Consider the following 17,622-nt stretch of genomic DNA (forward strand, 5'->3'; position numbering starts at 1 on the left):
CATGGTAATGGCCAGGCGCATTGGAAAGACCAGAGAATCAGGAGCATTTCATGAAACAGATTTTGAAGCATGCCTGTTCAAGGCGAAGTTTGCGGAGCACCAGTGCTCTCGCCGGTTTGGTGTTCGCGGTATCCGCGGGCTCTGCACTCGCCGACCCGATCGCGCTTGTGCTCGACAAGTCGGAAGATGTTAATGTGTCCGCGTTCACCGAGCTTATGCCGGGCGATGTGGTGGAACTCGGCACGGAAGGACATGTCGATCTGCTCGATTATGCGGCGTGTCAGGAAGTAAGGATCCAGGCTGGTGTCCTGAAAGTGTCTTCCGAAGGATATACGACCGAAGGGTCTGAGCAGTCGGTCTTGAGGGCAGGCAACTGCTTGCAGGCCGACAGCGGGACCGAAAGCGAGAAGGCGGACAAAGGCCTGACCGTCACGCTGCGTGGCCTGACGTTGGAAAACAAGAAAGCCGCGTCGTTGATGCTGCGTTTCGACAACAAGCTGCGCGATCAATACGACACCGTATTTGTTTCCTTCGGAGGAGGCGAACCCAAGCGCTTCGACATGCTCGACAACATCCTCACCGACATGCCTGACCGCGAGCCGGAAGACGAGGCGATTGAAGTTGAGCTGTTCCTGCAAGGCAAGGCGCCTGACTATGGTGTCGTCATGCGTACGATCACAATAGACCCGGTCCAGGTCGGACGGAAAACCGCGGTTGTCATCGTGAAATGATATCTGGCGGCCGGTTCGCGGACGCGGCCATGGGACGCAAGCAGCTTATCTTACTCATCGCACTCGTTGCGGTGGGGGCTGGCATCGCCATCGGTTTATCCGCTCAAAAGGCCATCTGGGAAGGGTGGGTCACAGACCGCCTGTTCCAGATCAAGGCCCTCTTGCACAACAAGGAGCAGGCAGGTCCTGCGCCTGTGGTCGTGGTCGGCCTGGATCAAAAAGCACTCAACTCCGACCGGCTGGCGCCGATACCGCGGGTTCTGATGACCCCGGTTCTGGCGGAAGCCGGACAAGCGATGCTGAATGCCGGCGCAGTGGCGCTGGGCTACGATTTTGTGTTCGCCTACAGCGCAGACGGATTTGTGGATCCAAGCACCGGCGAAGCAAGGTTGAAGGGATTTGACCTGGCGTTCCAGCGGTTTCTCTATCAGAACCGAGGCAGGGTCTTCATCGCCCATACCGAAATCGGCGTGCCCCAGCGCATGTTTTCCGCCGCGGCCGGTGAGGGTGGTGTGAGGTCGGTTATCGTTTCGACGGATAGCGATGGTGTGGTCAGACGGCACGAGCCGCATCTGCCTCTGACCGACTCTCCTCATTTGATCGACGCGCTTCTCGGCATGGCGGAGGCTGAGGTCACCGAAACCTATATTCCGGTTCCCTCAGCCCGCTTGGCGACCTCCGTTCCATATCTTTCTCTCATCGATGTCTTGCAACTCTTGGAGAGTGAGCAAGGCAGACAGGAACTTGCCCGGTTTGCCGAAGGCAGGATCGTTCTGTTCGGCGGGCTGTTGCCCTATGAAGATGAGCATCTGTTTTCGGACCGTTTTCTGCCGCATCTTGGCGACGAACAAGCGGAAACAGGGCCAAGCGGACGGCCTCGGGTTCAGCCGCAAACGGCCGGTGTGTTCGTGCTGGCCGATTTCATCGGCTCTCCGTTGGCTGGCAGGATCGTGACCGAGCCGCCCGCCGGGGTCGTTCCTGCTTTTGCCGTTCTGTTCGCAGTGATTGGCACGCTTGCAGGCCTCTCCCTGCCATTGTTCGTTTTGCCTTTTGTGGCCATAGGCGGTGTGCTCTGCGGCCTTGGGCTTAGCCTGGGTAGTATCGAATTTGGGATGTTTCCGTCACCAGGTGTCGCGCCGGTTGCCTTTGTATCCGCAACCATCGTCGCCGCTGTCGGAAAGGTTGGCATCCTGCAACGCCGTCAAAGATCTCTGGTGAGGCTCTTCGGCCATTACTTGGCGCCCGATGTCATCAAGCTGATGGCCAGTTCGGAGCAATTGCCTGCGCTCGGGGGAGAAACCCGGCATGTTGTCGTGGCCTTCATCGACATTGTCGGCTTCACCAAGATGTCGGAAAAGCTCGCCGATCAGGAGGTGGTGCGCGTGGTCAACTCCTGTTTCGACAGGATCGGGGAGGTGATTACCGCCCATCAGGGGTATATCGACAAATACATTGGCGATGCGATCATGGCGGTCTGGAACGCACCCAATACAGTCGATCACCCGGAACAATCGGCTGTCGATGCCGCGGCCGAAATCATAAATCTGCTCGACCAGCTGCGGGAAATCACCGGTCAGCCGCCGCTGGACTTGCGCATCGCGCTCAATGCAGGACCGGTTCTGGTCGGCGATATTGGCGGCGAACATCGTCGCTCTTTCACGGTTATGGGAACGACTGTCAACACGGCCAGCCGGATTGAATCCGTTGCGAAGGACCACAAGGTTCGTCTTGCTGTCAGCCAAACGATTGCCGAGAAACTGCCCGCGTCCTATCCGGTTTCGGAGATCTGGAAGGGGCAGTTACGTGGTCTGAGTTCCGACATCTGCGTTTACACGCTGGACCTTCCTGAAATGTATATGGAGCCGGAAGACCAACGGGTGAAAGCCCGTGACGAGCAGGACAGGAGCAAGCTGGTGACCTTTCCACGATCCTGACGAAGCTCCTTCAAACACAGCATTTTTTGCATCTTTCCCAATCATCCGGCATGATCGGGTAACTGATTTTCGGCAGCCTGAAGAGCTACGGCGCTGAGCTTAAGGTCTCACTATGGTCCAATGGCCTGACAACCAAAATCCGGGTGCAAATCGCCCTGAGTTTGACAGGACCGTGATCCGTCCGTCGCACAAGGCCCCGCCAGCCGCGCCTGCCGACACCTCGTCGGCAAAGCCAGCGCCTTCAATTGGAAAGGCAAACGGTTCCAAACGGTCTCCTGTAATTCTCTATGCCGCACTGGCAATAGGGTTCCTAGTGCTGGGCGGCGCTGTAGGGGGGATAGCTCACCTGATTTCCTCCGGTGCAATTTCCCTTTCACCGCCTGAGGAAACCGGAATGCAGCAACTCGCCGACGCGCTTGAGAGAAGTTCCGATTCAGAAAATGCTCTGCCGTCAGACCCGGAGGAAACTGACGGCAGTGACCAGCCCCTCGAACAGGATGTCGAGAATGCGGCGCTGACGAACGAGGAGGACCTTGACGTTCCAGCTGACCCGTTCTTCGACATGGCTTTGTCTGCTGTCATTCCGTTGGCAGGCGACCCGGTGCTCCTGAAAGACGGTGCTGCCAGCCGACGGATAGATCTGTCGGAAAGACCGGTACCGACCGCTGCGGTTGGCGACGGCGAGGCGTCGGTGCCGACTGTTGCCGCTTTCGTTCTCGACAGTCAGATGCTGGACGATGATGGCAATCTGGTTATTCGCGCACCGGGCAGCGAAGCAGACTTTCAGTTCGGTAATTTCGGTGGCGGCGACGAAGCCGAGGGCATCGTCGTTGAAGAAGACGCCCGCCCTGCCGACGATAGTTCTCCTGACTTGCCTGTGTTTCTGAAGCCGTCGACTGATACGCTGAACCTTTATTTGACCGAGCGTCCAATCGGACAGGGGCCGAGCCGGATCGAAGTACGCGAGGAAGTGGCAAAGCCGGCCTCGCTCAAGGATTTCCTGAAAGACAACGGGTTCGACGAAGAAGTTCTCGATCCGCTGGTAAAGTTTGCTCGGGATAACTTCGATAAGAGCGATTTGGTCGCAGGCGATAAAATCGCGGTTCGAGGCGTGCGAATGCCGAACAAGCTTGGCCGCATCGGTGACTACTACCGGCCTGTGCAGATATCGATATACGGCCGCGAAGGATACGTGGGGACGGCTGCATATTCCGCCGGACGAGACGGGGAAAGCTATGTGGCCGGGGCTGATCCCTGGTTTGGAAAGACCATCGTTGAAGAGAAATCATCCGGTGAGGAAGCAACGCAGCCTGCCAACACCCATCGCCTGATCGATGGCCTTTATGCAACTGCGGTGCGCAATGCGGTGCCCGCTTCTATCGTGGGCGAGGCAATCGCGTATCTCGCTCCCATGACCGATCTCAAGCGGGCGATCAAACCGGACGAAAGGGTCACTCTCGTATTCACGGATTCCGCGCGGGATGAGAAACGCGGCGGTGGCAGGGTGCTTTTCGCAGGCGTGCGGCGAGGGGACGATTGGTCGGTTCGCTGCTACGTGCTCAAGGCACCGGGCAATCGGGGGTTTGCCTGCGTGAACGAAGGCGGCAAGGTCAGTGTGTCAGGTGCCATGCTCGTTCCGGTTAAAGGCGTCCTGACGTCAAAATTCGGGATTAGGTTTCATCCGATCAAGAAGACCGAACGCCTTCACGCCGGGGTCGACTGGGCGGCTCCCACCGGCACCGCAATCCATGCAGCCTTTTCCGGAAAGGTCACTTACCGGGATGTCCGCGGAGGCTATGGCAACTTCATTGAACTCACCCATAAGGACGGCATCACAAGCCGCTATGCCCACATGCATGAGTTCGCCGACGGTATTCAGCTTGGATCGGTCGTGCAGGCGGGCGATCTGATCGGTTATGTCGGAACCACCGGGCTTTCCACCGGCCCGCACCTGCATTTTGAAATCAGACACAGGGGCGACCCGACGGATCCTTTGGCCTTCGAAATGGAGACGGGAGCAGATGCACCGCAATCTGTCGGAAGCAAAGACCTGCAAGCTTACCGCACGGTGATTGCCGATATTCTGAGTGTGCAGTGAAACAAGTCTTGCACAAGCGCTGAATTGCGCCAGACTGTGATGCAGGTCGCAGTAATTGTTGCAGGAATGTTCATTCTGGCAAGAGTGTAACACCACACGAGGCTGCCATGACGAGACCAGCTGCCCGCCTGGGCGATTTTCATGTGTGTCCGATGTCGCCTATCCCTCCGGGATTGCCGATCGCACCTCCTTGCAAGATCAATGTCCTGATAGGCATGCGTCCTGCCGCAAGAATGACGGACATGTGCGTATGTGTTGGCCCTCCGCCGGCAAATGTCGATCCCATCGTCATGGGGTCGCTGACAGTCCTTATCGGCATGCTGCCGGCAGCGCGGATAGGGGATCCGACAGCCAAGGGCGGCGTGATAACGACGGGCGAATTCACCGTTCTTATAGGCGGCTGAACCTTGGCGCCCTTAAAAAGGAACAGTTTTTCTGCCCGGAATCAGAACGCCGGACAGGTTCAAGAACCTGTCCGGTGTTTTATTGCTTGTGGTTCAGCTTTCTGGCTCGATTTCAATGCCTGTTTCGGTGGCCTTCAAGGTAACGCCCTTTAGTTCTTCGCCGTTCATCTGCGCGGTCAGGAACGCGCGTGAAAGCTTCGGCAAAAGATCGTTGGTCAGAATGTTGTCGATCATGCGGCCGCCGCTGTCCGGGTCACGGCACAGCGAAACGATATGGCTGACAACATCCTCTCCATAGCTCAGCACGGCATCCCGGTTCTGCTTGACCCGCTTGACAATGCGGTTGAGCTGAAGCCGGACAATAAATCCGAGCATCGAAGGCGACAGCGGATAATAGGGGATGGTCACGATACGGCCGAGCAGGGCCGGCGGGAACACGTCGAGCAAAGCCGGTCTCAAGGTCTCCGCAAGCTTCTCCGGATCCGGTGCATTGGGGTCCGTCGCCGCAAGATCCGGGTCACTGGAAACCGGTGCATCCAGCATATGGCTTGCCGCATTCATGATGATGTCCGTGCCAACGTTCGACGTCAGCAGGATCAACGTGTTGCGGAAGTCGATCTTCCGGCCCATGCCGTCTTCCATCCAGCCCTTGTCGAAGACCTGGAAGAAGATTTCGTGAACATCCGGATGAGCCTTTTCGACTTCGTCCAAGAGGACCACCGAGTAAGGCTTGCGCCGCACCGCTTCGGTCAACCGGCCGCCTTCGCCATAGCCCACATATCCCGGAGGTGCGCCTTTGAGACCGGAAACGGAATGCGCTTCCTGGAACTCGGACATATTGATTGTGATCAGGCTTTCTTCACCGCCGTAAAGCGTTTCTGCAAGCGCAAGCGCGGTTTCTGTCTTGCCGACACCGGACGGGCCGCACAGCATGAACACGCCGATGGGTTTGTCCGGATTGCCCAACTGGGCACGGCTTGTCTCGATACGCTTTGCGATCATCGCAAGACCATGAGCCTGACCGATCACCCGTTTGTTGAGACTGTCGGTCAGCGTCAGGATCGTCTGCATCTCGTCCTGCACCATCCTGCCGACCGGTATGCCGGTCCAGTCTGAAATGATGCTGGCCACAGCTTCATCGTCGACATAGGCATAGACCATGCGATCGTCTTCCGGGATTTCGGAAAGCTCCGTGCGCATCGCCTGGAGCGCTTCCCGAATGGCGTCTTCGTTGGTCAGGTCCACATCAAGTTCAAGCTCGATCTCGTCGATCGGAACAAGAGCAGGCTTGTCGTGCTGCGGATCTTCGATTGCCTCGCTTTCCGGATGAGGCGCAGGTTCAACACCGCGCAGCTTTGCAAGCGCGGCATTCAGGCGCCGGATGCCGGCAACCAGTTTCCGTTCGTTTTCCCATTGATTGTGCACAGTCTCGATGTCGCGTTCGGTTTCAGCAATCGCTTCGGAAAGTGCGTCGAGTTGCTCCTGATGGTCCACGCCCAGTTCGGCGTCATTTGTCAGGGCCTTTTTCTCAGTTTCAAGAAAGCCCTTCCGCGCAACCAGGTCCAGCAAGCGGGCAGGCTGCGCCGCTTGCGAAATGTTGACGCGTGCCGAAGCCGTGTCCAGAACACTGACTGCCTTGTCCGGCAACTGGCGCGCCGGAATGTAGCGGTGGGACAACGACACGGCGGACCGGACGGCACTGTCCAGGATGCGGACCTGGTGATGCTCTTCCATCGGGCCCAGCAGGCCGCGAACCATGGCGAAGCATTTCTCTTCATCCGGCTCATCGACCTGGACAGGCTGAAAACGCCGTGTCAGGGCCGGGTCTTTTTCAAAATGCTGCCGGTATTCCGACCAGGTGGTGGCGGCAACGGTTCTGAGCGTGCCGCGCGCAAGCGCAGGCTTCAGAAGGTTGGCGGCATCCCCCGTTCCTGCCGCGCCACCGGCACCGATCAGCGTGTGAGCTTCATCAATGAACAGGATCGTCGGTACGATAGACCCGTGGACCGCGTCGATGACCGCACGCAGCCGCTTCTCGAACTCGCCTTTCATGGAAGCGCCAGCCTGCAGCAAGCCGAGGTCGAGGGCACAAAGGCGTGTACCCAAAAGGGCCGGGGGAACGTCCCCGGAGACGATTTTTTGCGCAAAGCCCTCGACGATCGCGGTTTTGCCGACACCGGCTTCCCCGGTCAGGATCGGATTGTTCTGGCGGCGGCGCATCAACACGTCGATAACCTGGCGTATTTCCTCGTCCCGTCCCACGATTGGATCGAATTCCTTCGCGCGGGCTCGAGCGGTGAAATCCACCGTGAACTGGCTGAGGGCATCTTCTCCGGGGCCACCTGCGGTCAATGGCTCCGATCCCGGCTCGCCGGAGGCTGCACCGGTGGCGGGACCGGAGCCGTCAATAGGCCGGGCCCGAACTTCGCCGGATGATCCGGCGATGGCATCCAGTTGGCTCGCTATTTCATCGTGCTTGAGCTTGTTGAGAGCTTTCGATAGCTGGAAAAGCTGGGTACGCGTGCTCTCGTCCCCGAGGATCGCAAGAAGCACGTAGGCTGTCCGTATCTTGTAGTCGCCGTGGGTAAGCGTTCCGACGAACCACGCCCCCTGCAACGCCTCGCGAAACGGCTTCGACATTGTGGGAAGTTCGGTTTGATTTATCTTCAGCTCCGCAAGGGCGGCCTGAAGATCCTTGTCAACGGCGCTCAGATCGACGTCGAAATGGCGAAGAATATGAAACAGGTCGGAATTTTCGTTGCGGATCAGATAGTAGAGCCAGTGGAGCAATTCGAGGTGCCGATGGCCGGCATCCTTTGTAAGCCGCATGGCCTTGTCCAGGCTTTCGTAGGCGACCGAGTTAATTTTGCTGGTAACTTTTTCAACCGTAATGTCACTCATGATTTCCGGTCCTTCGGACTTGAGACCTATTGATAAACAGTGGTGTGGCGGCGCACTGGCCGAAAACGGGTGTCGGTGAGCATGTCCTCTTCTTCTGCCTCCGCTCCGGCATCATCCCCGGCGCCGGACGCAGCTGGCTTCAGCCAACCGATGTGTCCCAGTGTTGCGGAATTGGTCGCATCCATCCGGACGGCGGAGGCGCATCTCTTGGGCAAAGCCAGCTCAATCTCGTATTCAACTTCCAAACCGAGATAAAAATCGATCAGGTCAAACAGTTTTTCTGTCCATGGATTGGGTTTCACCCGCGTAGGCGGAAGAAACTTGCGATATTCCTCCAATGTGCGTGTAAAAATCCTGATCCGGATCTTGTCGCTAACGCTGTAGACCTTTGAGCCCACAATGGTGTCGGCGCCAAGTTTGCCGCCGCCTCCCGGACCAAAGCCTCCGAGCTTGAGCTGATCGTCCTTGTCCAGATGCAGCCACGTTCCCACGCACTGGTCGATTTCCACCTTGACGTCAAAAACGCCCGTGATGAGTGCCTTCAAACGAGCGGCGCTTTTTGTCTTTGGCGACATAAGCCCGGCATAAAGCAGCTTGAGCCGGTCATCGATCCTATCGAGATCGCGGTAGATCGGAGTGCCGATACCAATTGCCGAGCCGAGATAGGCAAGAAACCGGTCATCGTCCGGTCGGTCATGCTGAACGATTGGCCGCGCATCCGCCCAGGCACGGTAAAACAACTGTACGAAGCGATTGTTGAATATGTCCAGGAACCGCGGAAAACTGTCGTCACCCGTCAGCCCGCGCATGATCGCTTCGTCGGTATAGGCAGAGGGAAGGGCGCCTTGCGGGCCCAGCATGCCGAGGAAACGCTCCAGCAAGACGAGGCCGCCGTCACCGTCACGCGTAGCGCGCTCGATCGTGGATGTCGCGAACTCACTCGATGGATCCTGGCCAAAGCGGACAATGTCTTCCATCATGCGCCGGCTTTTACCGATCCTGGGTGGTGCCGGTTCTTCGGCATTCTTGGGTTTCGCACCTGGTTCGGAACGACCGGGCGCCGTCTGTCCCTCAAGCATTCTCAGCACTGCCAGCAGGTCATGTCCACCTGGATGCGTCTGGATGCGTTCAGCCAGTGCAGAAAGCAATGAAGCGTATTGCTGCTGGACAGGGACTTCGATGCGAGGGGCTTCCGGCACAGCTTCTTCACTTGCCGGGTCTGGCATGGGAGGCTGGCCTTGCGGCTGCAGTGCTTCGATAGCCGTCTCTGCGGGGACCTCTTCCGGCAAAGAAACCTCTGTATCCGGTGAGTCTGGGGGCTGTGTTTCTGCGAATGAGGGAACTGCGTCGTCTTCTTCTGTGGTGGCAGTTGCGTGTTCAGTCGCACGCGACTTTCGTTCGTGCGATGAAGTCGCTTTCGCGGCCAGGCCGTCACCTTGAACTTCTTCCTTCCTGAGGGTGTCCGTGCTGGAGCTTTCAGCGTCGTCTGCTGTTGTCGCCTGGTCTTCTATTGCTGGCCACGCCGGAGCCTTCCGTGCGGATGATGGTACAACGGTCTTGTCCCGCGCAACGCGGGTTTTCGTCCGATCCTTGTCCGCCGGCCCGGTCATAGAATTCCTTTCGCACCGATCCGCGGCGGCCATTTCATGATTATTCCGCGCTCTGTCGTTGCGATTACGCATTGGGTGAAATGATTGATCGATGCGTATTCCGCGATGAACCGGTCAAGGACAGCCCCCAACAGGAAGGCGCTCGCGCCTTCGAAGGCCTTGTCATCGAGCGTTATCGTGACTTCCAGACCTCTGGCGACGCCTGTTCCGGATTTTTGTTGCAAACGGCGCACGACCGGCCTGGTAGACACCGACCGGACGGACTGGGCCTGGCGGTCTGCCGCGCTGTCGGAAAGGGGTGCGAAGACGCTCAACACATCGCGGAAAGACCGGCCGTCGCGGCCGGCAGCATCGTGAACCAGACCCGTATGGTTCAAGGCCAGAATGTTGATAAGCCGCCAGGCAATGGCGCCGGCATGTCCCTGTTCTCCAAGTCTCTCATTGTAGGAAAGTAGCGGCGGTCTAGGGGACGTCGGTCCTGCCACGCAGTCCACCTTGAGGCCGGTGTCTTCCAGGATCCGGAAATCCCCAATATCGGACTTGTCCGGATTGGTTCCGACGGGAAGATCTGCAGCAAGTGACCGGTTTGACGCCAGTACCTTGAGCGATAACTCCGAAAGGCGTTTCTTGCCCGTCTGCATGAGAGCGGCAGCCTGGGCGCCGCTGGAAATGGAGATGAAGGTTTCTGTGCCGATGTAGGGGCTCGGCTGCATGCGCCGGATCTCGGAAGACGACTGACGTCTTGGCAGACGGCGGATGGTGTAAAACCACTCGTGACCAGCTTTTTCGGTATCTGGAGCCACACTGTAAAGTGGGTCGACCGGGCGTTTTTCACCGCCTGAAAAGTGCGCTGACACCTCGGTAACCGCATGTACCTCGTAATCCAGCGGCCGCGTCCGGTCCGTTATGACGGCAAATTCGTGCTGTCCTTTCTTGATCGGCACCCGGTCTGTCTGCCGCTCGAAAAGATTGACTGCAGGCGCTGAATGAAGTGCGAAGATCTTGCGCTCGACGTGGGCGGGCAAGCGGTTTTCAACTTCGTCAAAGACGAAGATCAGGTCGAAAGACTTGGCTTTGACCCTGTCCAGATACCGGCGCAACCCTGTAAGGCGGAACCCCAGGAAGCTGCGCGGAAAGTTGAAATAGTCGCGAAGATGGTCGAAGCCGGTGAAGAGGCGCAGATCATTGTGGAGCAGGGCGTCCTCTTCGTCGAAGCCGAGTTGTTCGATGGCATCGACCGGCAGACGCTGCAGACTGGACTGACCGAAGGCATCCTCGGTGCGGATGTAGAGCGCAATCGTGTGTCCGAAGATCTGCTCGTAGACCTTCGCCGCCAGATCCAGCGGCCCGATCAAGCGGACTGGCAGAGTATCGATCCTGCAACCGGATACCTGGTATTCAGGTTTTTTCAGAGCCTCTTCGGCGGAAACTTCGTTTTCCGGGTCATCAGACATCCGGTGGGTCATTGTGATCGAAAGGCCAGCGCGAGCCCTTCGGTCTTCGGCCATTTCAGCACCGAGCCCTGACACTTGGGCTGCCGAACTCAGATACTTTGCCCCCGTCAGCTCAAGCGGCGTGAGAGTAACCGGAGAGGTGAGGGTGAACCGGCAGCGAACCTCGCCCTGCCGTTCGCGAAAAACAGCTTCCATGGGGGCATGACGTTCGATCTTTATGCCATTTCGCAGATTTGCGTCGCCGTATTTCGGTGTAATCCGCGCAAGAACGAGAGAGGGTATTGGCGCCAGCGCGGTGGGATAGAGTTGCTCGAACAGGTTCGAGGTGAATTCGGCGAATTCGTGCTTCATTTTGAGCTGAACGCGCGCCGAAAGGAAAGCGGTGCCTTCAAGCAGACCGGACAGCATGGGGTCGGATCGATCTTCCAGGAGACCGCCCAGACGTTCGGCAACAGCCGGATAAGCCTCTGCGAACGAGGCTCCCTGTTCCCGCAGATAGGTCAGTTCCTGGTTGTACAGGTCGAGAAATTCCCGGTTCATGCGGTTGCCCCGATAATCTTGATACGGCCAAAGGCAGGATCGACGTCTGCAACAAATTCACTCGCGACCCGTATCGGATCGCATCGAATTTCAGCCTTGATTAGAAATCTGACCTTGAAGGTCTCGCTTTCGACCTTGTCGTCGCGCTCCACCTTCAAAGTGCGCGGATCCATGCGAGGTTCGAAATGGAGTAGGGCCTGACGAATGTCCTCGGCAAGACGATTGATGCGGACAGTATCGACGATATGGACAGACAAGTCCGGCAGCCCGTAATTTATGATCGAGCTTTCGACTTCCGGAAAATCGGAAAGATCCTGCGTGGAATTTAGGTTGACCGTGTTGAGGAGCGCCTGAAGGTCGCGCCGGACTTCGGAAAGCAACGTATGTTCAGAAACGCCGTAGGATCTGGAAAGACGGCGTCCGGACCTCAGACTTCTGCCGCCCTGTGCCTCTTTTTGCCTGGCTTGAGCGGCCTTGTAGTCCGGGTCGTCCAGTGCACGGAACGCCCACATCAGCGGGGAGTGCATTTTCACATTTGATTTAGCCATTGGCCAAGCCCACGCTGACTGCTGCCCCAGAAACCTTAAAGTATGATCCTTGCGGTGCGGCTTCGAAAGCCGAATTTCCGCAACTGAGGTTCCAACGAAAAAAGGCTGCCGCACCGAAGCGCGGCAGCCCTGACGGCCGAAGCCTTATTTCTTTTCGTTTGCTGCAATGTCCCAGGCAAACTCGGGAGCTGCCCCTTTGGAGCCGTCCGGCTTCTGTTCAGTGTAGATGTACTTGTATTCACCGAAGTTCAGCGTGACGCTCTCCGTGATACGGTCGTCGGAACCGCTGCCGCCGGTCGAAACGTTGGTCACGATGATGTCCTTCATTTCGAGCTTGATGTATTCCAGCGGTACATCACCGGCAGCCTTACGTACGAAAAGTGTGCCTTTGGTGATGTGCTTGCCGGTCGACACGTGCTGCAGGAGCACGGGAGTGGATTTGTCGACGAACTTGGTGATGCTCAGGTCCTGGAAATGTGCCTTGCCGGAGCCGGAACCCGAACCCATGTGGGTGGTACCGGACTGGGAAGCGCCCCAGGACCAGGAAAGAACGTCAATCTTGTCCTTGTGGGTCTTGTCCTGTGCTTCGCCTTTGATACCATCAAGTTCCAGATAAAAATCGACAGCCATTTTAATAGATCCTTTTGGTTGTTGAGGGCCAGGTAAATGTTCCTGGCTCAAACTCTGCTATTCTTGACAACTACCTCGGACCTCTCGGTCCAAACCCCTAAGCGCTTGCGCACCTTGTTTGCACCTCCGCCCGGGAAAACCGGGCTGCATCCGGTGAGGATGCTTGCCGGAGGGCGGGCTGCCGCCCACCGGCAATTCGTGAAATCAGCTGCCGTCTTGCGGAATGCGGGACGCCAGGCTCATGCCGATGTCCATGCCTTCCAGCTGATAGTGCGGACGAAGGAAGAACTGAGCCCGGTAATATCCGGGGTTTTCCTCGTCGGGCACGATCGTGACCTTGGCTTCCCGCAGCGGCTTGCGCGCTTTGGTTTCCTCGGTCGAATTGTCCGGATCACCATCCACGTAGTCCATGATCCAGTCGTTCAGCCAACGCTGAAGCTGCGCTGATTCCTTGGTCGAACCGATCTTGTTGCGCACCATCACCTTCAGGTAGTGGGCGAAACGAGTGGTCGCGAACATGTAAGGCAGGCGAGCTGACAGGTTGTCCGATGCGGTCGCATCCTTGCCATCCGGTCCGGAGAACTGGCGTGGCTTGAATACGGACTGTGCACCAAGGAAGGCAGCCTGATCCGTGTTCTTGCGGTGGATCAGCGGGATCAGACCCAGTCGGGAGATCTCGTGTTCGCGCCTGTCGGAAATCGCAATTTCCGCAGGGCATTTCTGATCCACACCGCCATCGTCGGTTTCAAAAACGTGGGTTGGCAGGTTTTCCACCAGACCCCCGCTTTCGACGCCGCGGATACGCACGGTCCAGCCGTATTCCTTGTAGGCACGGTTGACGTTTGCAGCCATGGCGTAAGCCGAACTCATCCAGGCGTAGTTTTCGTGGCTGTCTTCGCCGAACTCTTCTTCGAAGGCAAATTCTTCCACCGGATCAGACTTTGCACCGTAAGGCTGGCGGGCCAGCACACGCGGCATCGTCAGACCCAGGTAACGTGCGTCTTCGGATTCCCGCAGCGTCCGCCACTGGGCATGGATCTCCGTGTCGAAGATCTTGGACAGATCACGCTTGGCCGGCAGTTCTGTCCAGCTGTCCATCTGCATGAGCTGCGGATTGGCAGCGGCCAGGAACGGAGCGTGAGCAGCCGAGGAGATCTTCGCCATGCCGCGCAGCACCGTAATGTCCTGCGGATCGTAGGAAAACTCATAGTCGCCCACGATGCAGCCATAGGGCTGACCGCCCAACTGGCCGAACTCGGCTTCGTAGATCTGCTTGAACAGCGGGCTCTGGTCCCACTTGGCGCCACGATAGCTCTTGAACACGCCAGCAAGTTCTTTCTTGGAGATGTTCAGGAATTGCAGCTTCAGCGATGCATCGGTTTCGGACTGATGGACCAGATAGTCGATGCCGCGCCAGGCGCTTTCCAGCGTCTGGAATTCCGGCGCATGGATGATTTCGTTCACCTGTGCGGTGAGCTTTTCGTCCAGCTTCGCGATCATCTCGTCGATCGTGTCGTAGACATCTTCCTTGATCAGCGCCTGATCGGACAGAGCTTCGGCCAGAAAGGTCGACATGGCGTTGTCAACCAGTTGGTTCGCCGTGTCGTTTTCGTTCTTGATCCGGAAGTTCTGCTTCAGGATCGAAGCGAATTCCTCAGGGCTCTTCTCAACCGCTACTTCGCCGGCTGCTGCGCCACTTGTTTGAGCGCTGGTATCTGTGCTGCTCATTTATGCCTCCTCCGTGCCGTCACCATCTGCCTGCTTATCGGCAGACGATGCCTTGTCGGCCTCCATCTTCTGAGCGAGTGCCTGCATCAGGGCCGGATCCCGGGTCAGTTCTTCAAGCTGGGAAATTGCCTGAACACGTCCGTCCATCATGGTGCGCAGCGCGGCAAGGCTACGGCGCGCATCGAGCAATTTCTTCAGCGCAGGGACCTGTTCGGCAACACGGCCAGGGGTAAAGTCATCCATGCTCTTGAAACGGAGCTGGACGCTCATCTTGGAATTTTCTTCGCCTGACAGCTTGTCCTTCACAGTAAAGGACGTGCCCGGTTCGATTGCTTCCATGCGCTTGGAAAAGTTGTCCATGTCGATGTCGAGGAACTTGCGGTCGTCGATATCGGCTTTTTCGACACCGGGGTTATCGCCGGAAAGGTCCGCCATGATGCCCATGACGAAAGGCAGTTCTACCTTCTGTTCCGCGTCGAACGGATCTTCGTAGAAAATGTGGACCCGCGGAGGTCTGTTGCGCTTGATAAAGCCTTGCCCGCTGTTCGATGCCATTGTACTTGCCTTTCATTTTCCTGACCCAGAAGAAAAAGGTCGATTTTAGTAAAATACTAGCGCGTGTCACTTGTTTGCTAATTGCTGTTCTTTGGTCGGCGCTGCGTTTCGTTGATATCTGTGTACTTCGTTTTTGGGGAACGGGAAGTGATCACGGTCACATGATCGATGGTTTATATTTTTCTTGAAATATTGAGGACCCGTTGGCGATTGGTGTCAAGTAAGAAGCTGAAAACCCTAGGTAACATGCGGGTTGTATATCCTGTTGGCTTACTCCTCTTCGGGCCTCAGAAACAGGTTGAGAAGACCGGTAAATGACCCAGAACTCATGTTTTGCGCTTCGTCCAGCAACAAGGGTATCGGGCTGGTGGGTTCATTGGAGGTATAGTACCCCTTGACCGTCGAGATTCCCCTCATGGCGTCATTCCGGCTTTCAATCACCATCACCGCAAAATTGTCGATTTCACCCAGGTCCCGATCACCGCTGTCATTCAGGTCGACAAGACGGTCGTTGGAAAGCTGAAGGCCGCTTGCGCCCAGTATCAAGGCAACGTCGTCGAACCGGCGTGGCATCAGGATTTTCAGGGCGTCCAGATAGGACTTGCCGACAAGGCCGCGCGCTTCACGGACGAGAAAAAGAGCAGGGTGCGAAGGTTCCCGGGTGGCGAAGTATTCTTCGACCGCGTCCAGAATGAGTTTCGCCTGGGCTGCGTTCTTGATTTCAGACTGAGCCGCCTGCGGGGCCACGGCTTCTGCCGCGTTCGAACCGTCGTCATCTTTAGCTGACGATTTCGTCTCTTCCGGCGAGAGGCGTCCGAGGCGAGTGTTCAGCTCGACGTTCATCTCCTTCAGGAGCGTTGTCAAAGCCTCGTAGTTGGGAGGCGCAGCCTTGGCACCACTTGCCTTCAGCTTCTCGGTACACAGGTCGGCAATCGCCTGAAGCTCATCCGGAAGGTCGCCAAGATCCTTGAGAATCTCTTCAATGGCCTCTTGTTCAAGTTCGCCAGACGTAAGCGCAGCCTCGATCGCACCGAGCGAAATCGTATGCTCGTCCGCACGGGCCGTTGCCTCGCCGGTGGCAATCTGAATGGCGCGAAAGCTGATCGGTCCGGTCCGGCGGGTCTTGAGCAACGGCGCTGCCTCCAGCGGAAGCACGACAGTGGGCCTGTTATTCAGAGACTCAAGTGCACCGATCCGTTCCATGTGACCGAAATCGGCATCGCTCGGATGAACCTCATCCCAATGATTTTCCAGCAGCTTGCGGATGATCCGTACCGTGTTTGCAAACGTATGGACCTGCCCGCTTAGCAGGCTGAACTGAGCGAGAATGACGAGCAGTCTCAGGTCTCTGGACTGCTTCAGAAAGCCGTCCATCTGCTTGAAGAGATCGGTGAAGTCGATCTCTGACCGGTCGAATTCGCTGAACCGTTCAGGCAGCAGTTCCTCACACGAATCCAGCAATGCTGCGAAGGCTGGCTCTGTGTCATATAGGTCCGGCCCGCAGCCTGCACCCGGCGCAACTTCAGTGCCGTAGGTTTCCGGATCGAAATTCATTCGTGCTCCCCAGCCCGGTATGCATTCCGGTTGTGTGTCCGGAATAGGACCCGTTTATAGTTCAGGAGACCCGGACCGGAAAGCTTACCGGCCCGGCTTTTTGGAAGTGTGGATGGTTACTGTTCAAGCACGAGCTTGCTCTCGACGCGGCGGTTGGCCGGGTCGTTGACGTCGGCAACCTTTGGCCGTGTTTCACCGTAGGCAACGGTTTTCAGACGATCCCGGCTGACCCCGAGGTTGACCAGGAACTGTGTGACAGCCTGGGCCCGGTCTTCGGACAGACGCTGGTTGTAAGAGGTTGAGCCGATTCCATCCGTGTGGCCTTCGATGACGAAGGTGGCTTTGGCCAGGTCCGGGTCGTTGATGCCCTTGGCGAACTCGCGCAGGTTTGCCTGTGCGGACGGGCTGAGCCGTGCCGACGCATATTCAAAGGAAACCAGCAGGTTGAAGGCAGCGTCGATGGCGTTGGTCTCCGGGTCGACCACAAGGGTCTGCTCGGTTTCACCGCCATCGGACTTTGCGCCATCCTGGGAGACGGCAACCTGGCCACCTTCATCCGGTTTTGCATTCGGATTACACTCGTCCCGTGTTCCGATGCACAGCGCGCGGGTTCCGCCAGCCGGCTTCAGCGAACGCGTCTTCAGCTGCTTGAAGTGCTTGCTGACTTCATCGGCCGAGTAGGTGGCATCCTGCGCAAGCACAGGGGCCGAAGCCAAGACCGGCAATATGGTGGCAAGCGAAATTGAGGCAGCCAGCAACGAGCGGCGAAGGCCGGAGCGAGCGGCCGGGTTTCGGGCGAGCGAAGAAACAAAAAGGGTCACGATTTCAATCCTCCCTTGTGGAGTGTTCAAATGCGATAGCGCATTGGGCGTCGAAATGGATCGTGCCATATGGATAAGAATAATAGTGTGGCGAAAGTCACTAAAGTGCGATTT

At 57.5% G+C, this 17,622-nt stretch carries 13 protein-coding genes; 4 read left to right on the plus strand and 9 right to left on the minus strand.

Annotated elements, in window-relative coordinates; genetic code table 11:
• The first annotated feature begins 50 nt into the window (after positions 1–50).
• The 4 genes from SIAM614_RS06265 (at position 51) to SIAM614_RS32885 (ending at position 5,167) form a co-directional block, all read left to right on the plus strand.
• Entirely contained in the window at positions 51–731 is a 681-nt protein-coding gene (locus tag SIAM614_RS06265; RefSeq protein ID WP_157139709.1) for a hypothetical protein, read from the plus strand.
• A gap of 29 nt (positions 732–760) precedes the next feature.
• On the plus strand, positions 761–2,665 hold the full coding sequence (locus tag SIAM614_RS06270; protein ID WP_208983907.1) for an adenylate/guanylate cyclase domain-containing protein: 1,905 nt from the start codon (positions 761–763) through the stop codon (positions 2,663–2,665).
• 394 nt (positions 2,666–3,059) lie between these two features.
• Positions 3,060–4,763 carry a M23 family metallopeptidase gene (locus tag SIAM614_RS30460; RefSeq protein WP_006932967.1) on the plus strand — a complete coding sequence of 568 codons (1,704 nt, stop codon included), beginning with the start codon at positions 3,060–3,062 and terminating at the stop codon, positions 4,761–4,763.
• 152 nt (positions 4,764–4,915) lie between these two features.
• Positions 4,916–5,167, plus strand: a complete 252-nt coding sequence (locus SIAM614_RS32885; RefSeq protein WP_267871938.1) for a PAAR domain-containing protein — start codon at positions 4,916–4,918, stop codon at positions 5,165–5,167.
• Positions 5,168–5,260: 93 nt separating this feature from the next.
• On the opposite strand, the gene tssH is transcribed toward SIAM614_RS32885, so the two are convergent.
• From tssH to SIAM614_RS30470, 9 genes are all read right to left on the minus strand, one after another.
• Positions 5,261–8,068 (minus strand): type VI secretion system ATPase TssH, encoded by a 2,808-nt coding sequence (gene tssH / locus SIAM614_RS06285; protein ID WP_006932969.1) that lies wholly within the window; start codon positions 8,066–8,068, stop codon positions 5,261–5,263.
• A gap of 26 nt (positions 8,069–8,094) precedes the next feature.
• A complete protein-coding gene (gene tssG, locus SIAM614_RS30465) occupies positions 8,095–9,294 on the minus strand; it encodes a type VI secretion system baseplate subunit TssG (RefSeq protein ID WP_157139710.1) in 1,200 nt (399 codons plus the stop codon).
• Between the two features lie 380 nt (positions 9,295–9,674).
• Entirely contained in the window at positions 9,675–11,672 is a 1,998-nt protein-coding gene (tssF, locus tag SIAM614_RS06295) for a type VI secretion system baseplate subunit TssF (protein ID WP_006932971.1), read from the minus strand.
• On the minus strand, positions 11,669–12,220 hold the full coding sequence (gene tssE / locus SIAM614_RS06300; RefSeq protein ID WP_081455198.1) for a type VI secretion system baseplate subunit TssE: 552 nt from the start codon (positions 12,218–12,220) through the stop codon (positions 11,669–11,671). Before tssE ends, tssF begins: the two co-directional genes overlap by 4 nt.
• A 144-nt stretch (positions 12,221–12,364) precedes the next feature.
• On the minus strand, positions 12,365–12,850 hold the full coding sequence (locus SIAM614_RS06305) for an Hcp family type VI secretion system effector (protein WP_006932973.1): 486 nt from the start codon (positions 12,848–12,850) through the stop codon (positions 12,365–12,367).
• 204 nt (positions 12,851–13,054) lie between these two features.
• The gene (tssC, locus tag SIAM614_RS06310) at positions 13,055–14,578 is read right to left on the minus strand and encodes a type VI secretion system contractile sheath large subunit (protein WP_006932974.1); all 1,524 of its coding nucleotides are present in this window, start codon (positions 14,576–14,578) and stop codon (positions 13,055–13,057) included.
• Positions 14,579–15,133 carry a type VI secretion system contractile sheath small subunit gene (tssB, locus tag SIAM614_RS06315; RefSeq protein ID WP_006932976.1) on the minus strand — a complete coding sequence of 185 codons (555 nt, stop codon included), beginning with the start codon at positions 15,131–15,133 and terminating at the stop codon, positions 14,579–14,581.
• A 270-nt stretch (positions 15,134–15,403) separates the two neighbouring features.
• Positions 15,404–16,687 (minus strand): type VI secretion system protein TssA, encoded by a 1,284-nt coding sequence (locus SIAM614_RS06320; protein WP_006932977.1) that lies wholly within the window; start codon positions 16,685–16,687, stop codon positions 15,404–15,406.
• Between the two features lie 116 nt (positions 16,688–16,803).
• Positions 16,804–17,508 (minus strand): OmpA family protein, encoded by a 705-nt coding sequence (locus SIAM614_RS30470; RefSeq protein WP_006932980.1) that lies wholly within the window; start codon positions 17,506–17,508, stop codon positions 16,804–16,806.
• Between the last annotated feature and the right edge of the window lie 114 nt (positions 17,509–17,622).

It is taken from the genome of Roseibium aggregatum IAM 12614 (assembly GCF_000168975.1).
GTDB classification, from domain to species: domain Bacteria; phylum Pseudomonadota; class Alphaproteobacteria; order Rhizobiales; family Stappiaceae; genus Roseibium; species Roseibium aggregatum.

Excerpts from the sequence above, each read along its gene's own strand:
- SIAM614_RS06265 (WP_157139709.1), top strand. The coding sequence starts at position 51 with ATGAAACAGATTTTGAAGCATGCCTGTTCAAGGCGAAGTTTGCGGAGC.
- SIAM614_RS06270 (WP_208983907.1), top strand. The coding sequence starts at position 761 with ATGGGACGCAAGCAGCTTATCTTACTCATCGCACTCGTTGCGGTGGGG.
- SIAM614_RS30460 (WP_006932967.1), top strand. The coding sequence starts at position 3,060 with ATGCAGCAACTCGCCGACGCGCTTGAGAGAAGTTCCGATTCAGAAAAT.
- SIAM614_RS32885 (WP_267871938.1), top strand. The coding sequence starts at position 4,916 with ATGTCGCCTATCCCTCCGGGATTGCCGATCGCACCTCCTTGCAAGATC.
- tssH (WP_006932969.1), bottom strand. The coding sequence starts at position 8,068 with ATGAGTGACATTACGGTTGAAAAAGTTACCAGCAAAATTAACTCGGTC.
- tssG (WP_157139710.1), bottom strand. The coding sequence starts at position 9,294 with ATGCCAGACCCGGCAAGTGAAGAAGCTGTGCCGGAAGCCCCTCGCATC.
- tssF (WP_006932971.1), bottom strand. The coding sequence starts at position 11,672 with ATGAACCGGGAATTTCTCGACCTGTACAACCAGGAACTGACCTATCTG.
- tssE (WP_081455198.1), bottom strand. The coding sequence starts at position 12,220 with ATGGCTAAATCAAATGTGAAAATGCACTCCCCGCTGATGTGGGCGTTC.
- SIAM614_RS06305 (WP_006932973.1), bottom strand. The coding sequence starts at position 12,850 with ATGGCTGTCGATTTTTATCTGGAACTTGATGGTATCAAAGGCGAAGCA.
- tssC (WP_006932974.1), bottom strand. The coding sequence starts at position 14,578 with ATGAGCAGCACAGATACCAGCGCTCAAACAAGTGGCGCAGCAGCCGGC.
- tssB (WP_006932976.1), bottom strand. The coding sequence starts at position 15,133 with ATGGCATCGAACAGCGGGCAAGGCTTTATCAAGCGCAACAGACCTCCG.
- SIAM614_RS06320 (WP_006932977.1), bottom strand. The coding sequence starts at position 16,687 with ATGAATTTCGATCCGGAAACCTACGGCACTGAAGTTGCGCCGGGTGCA.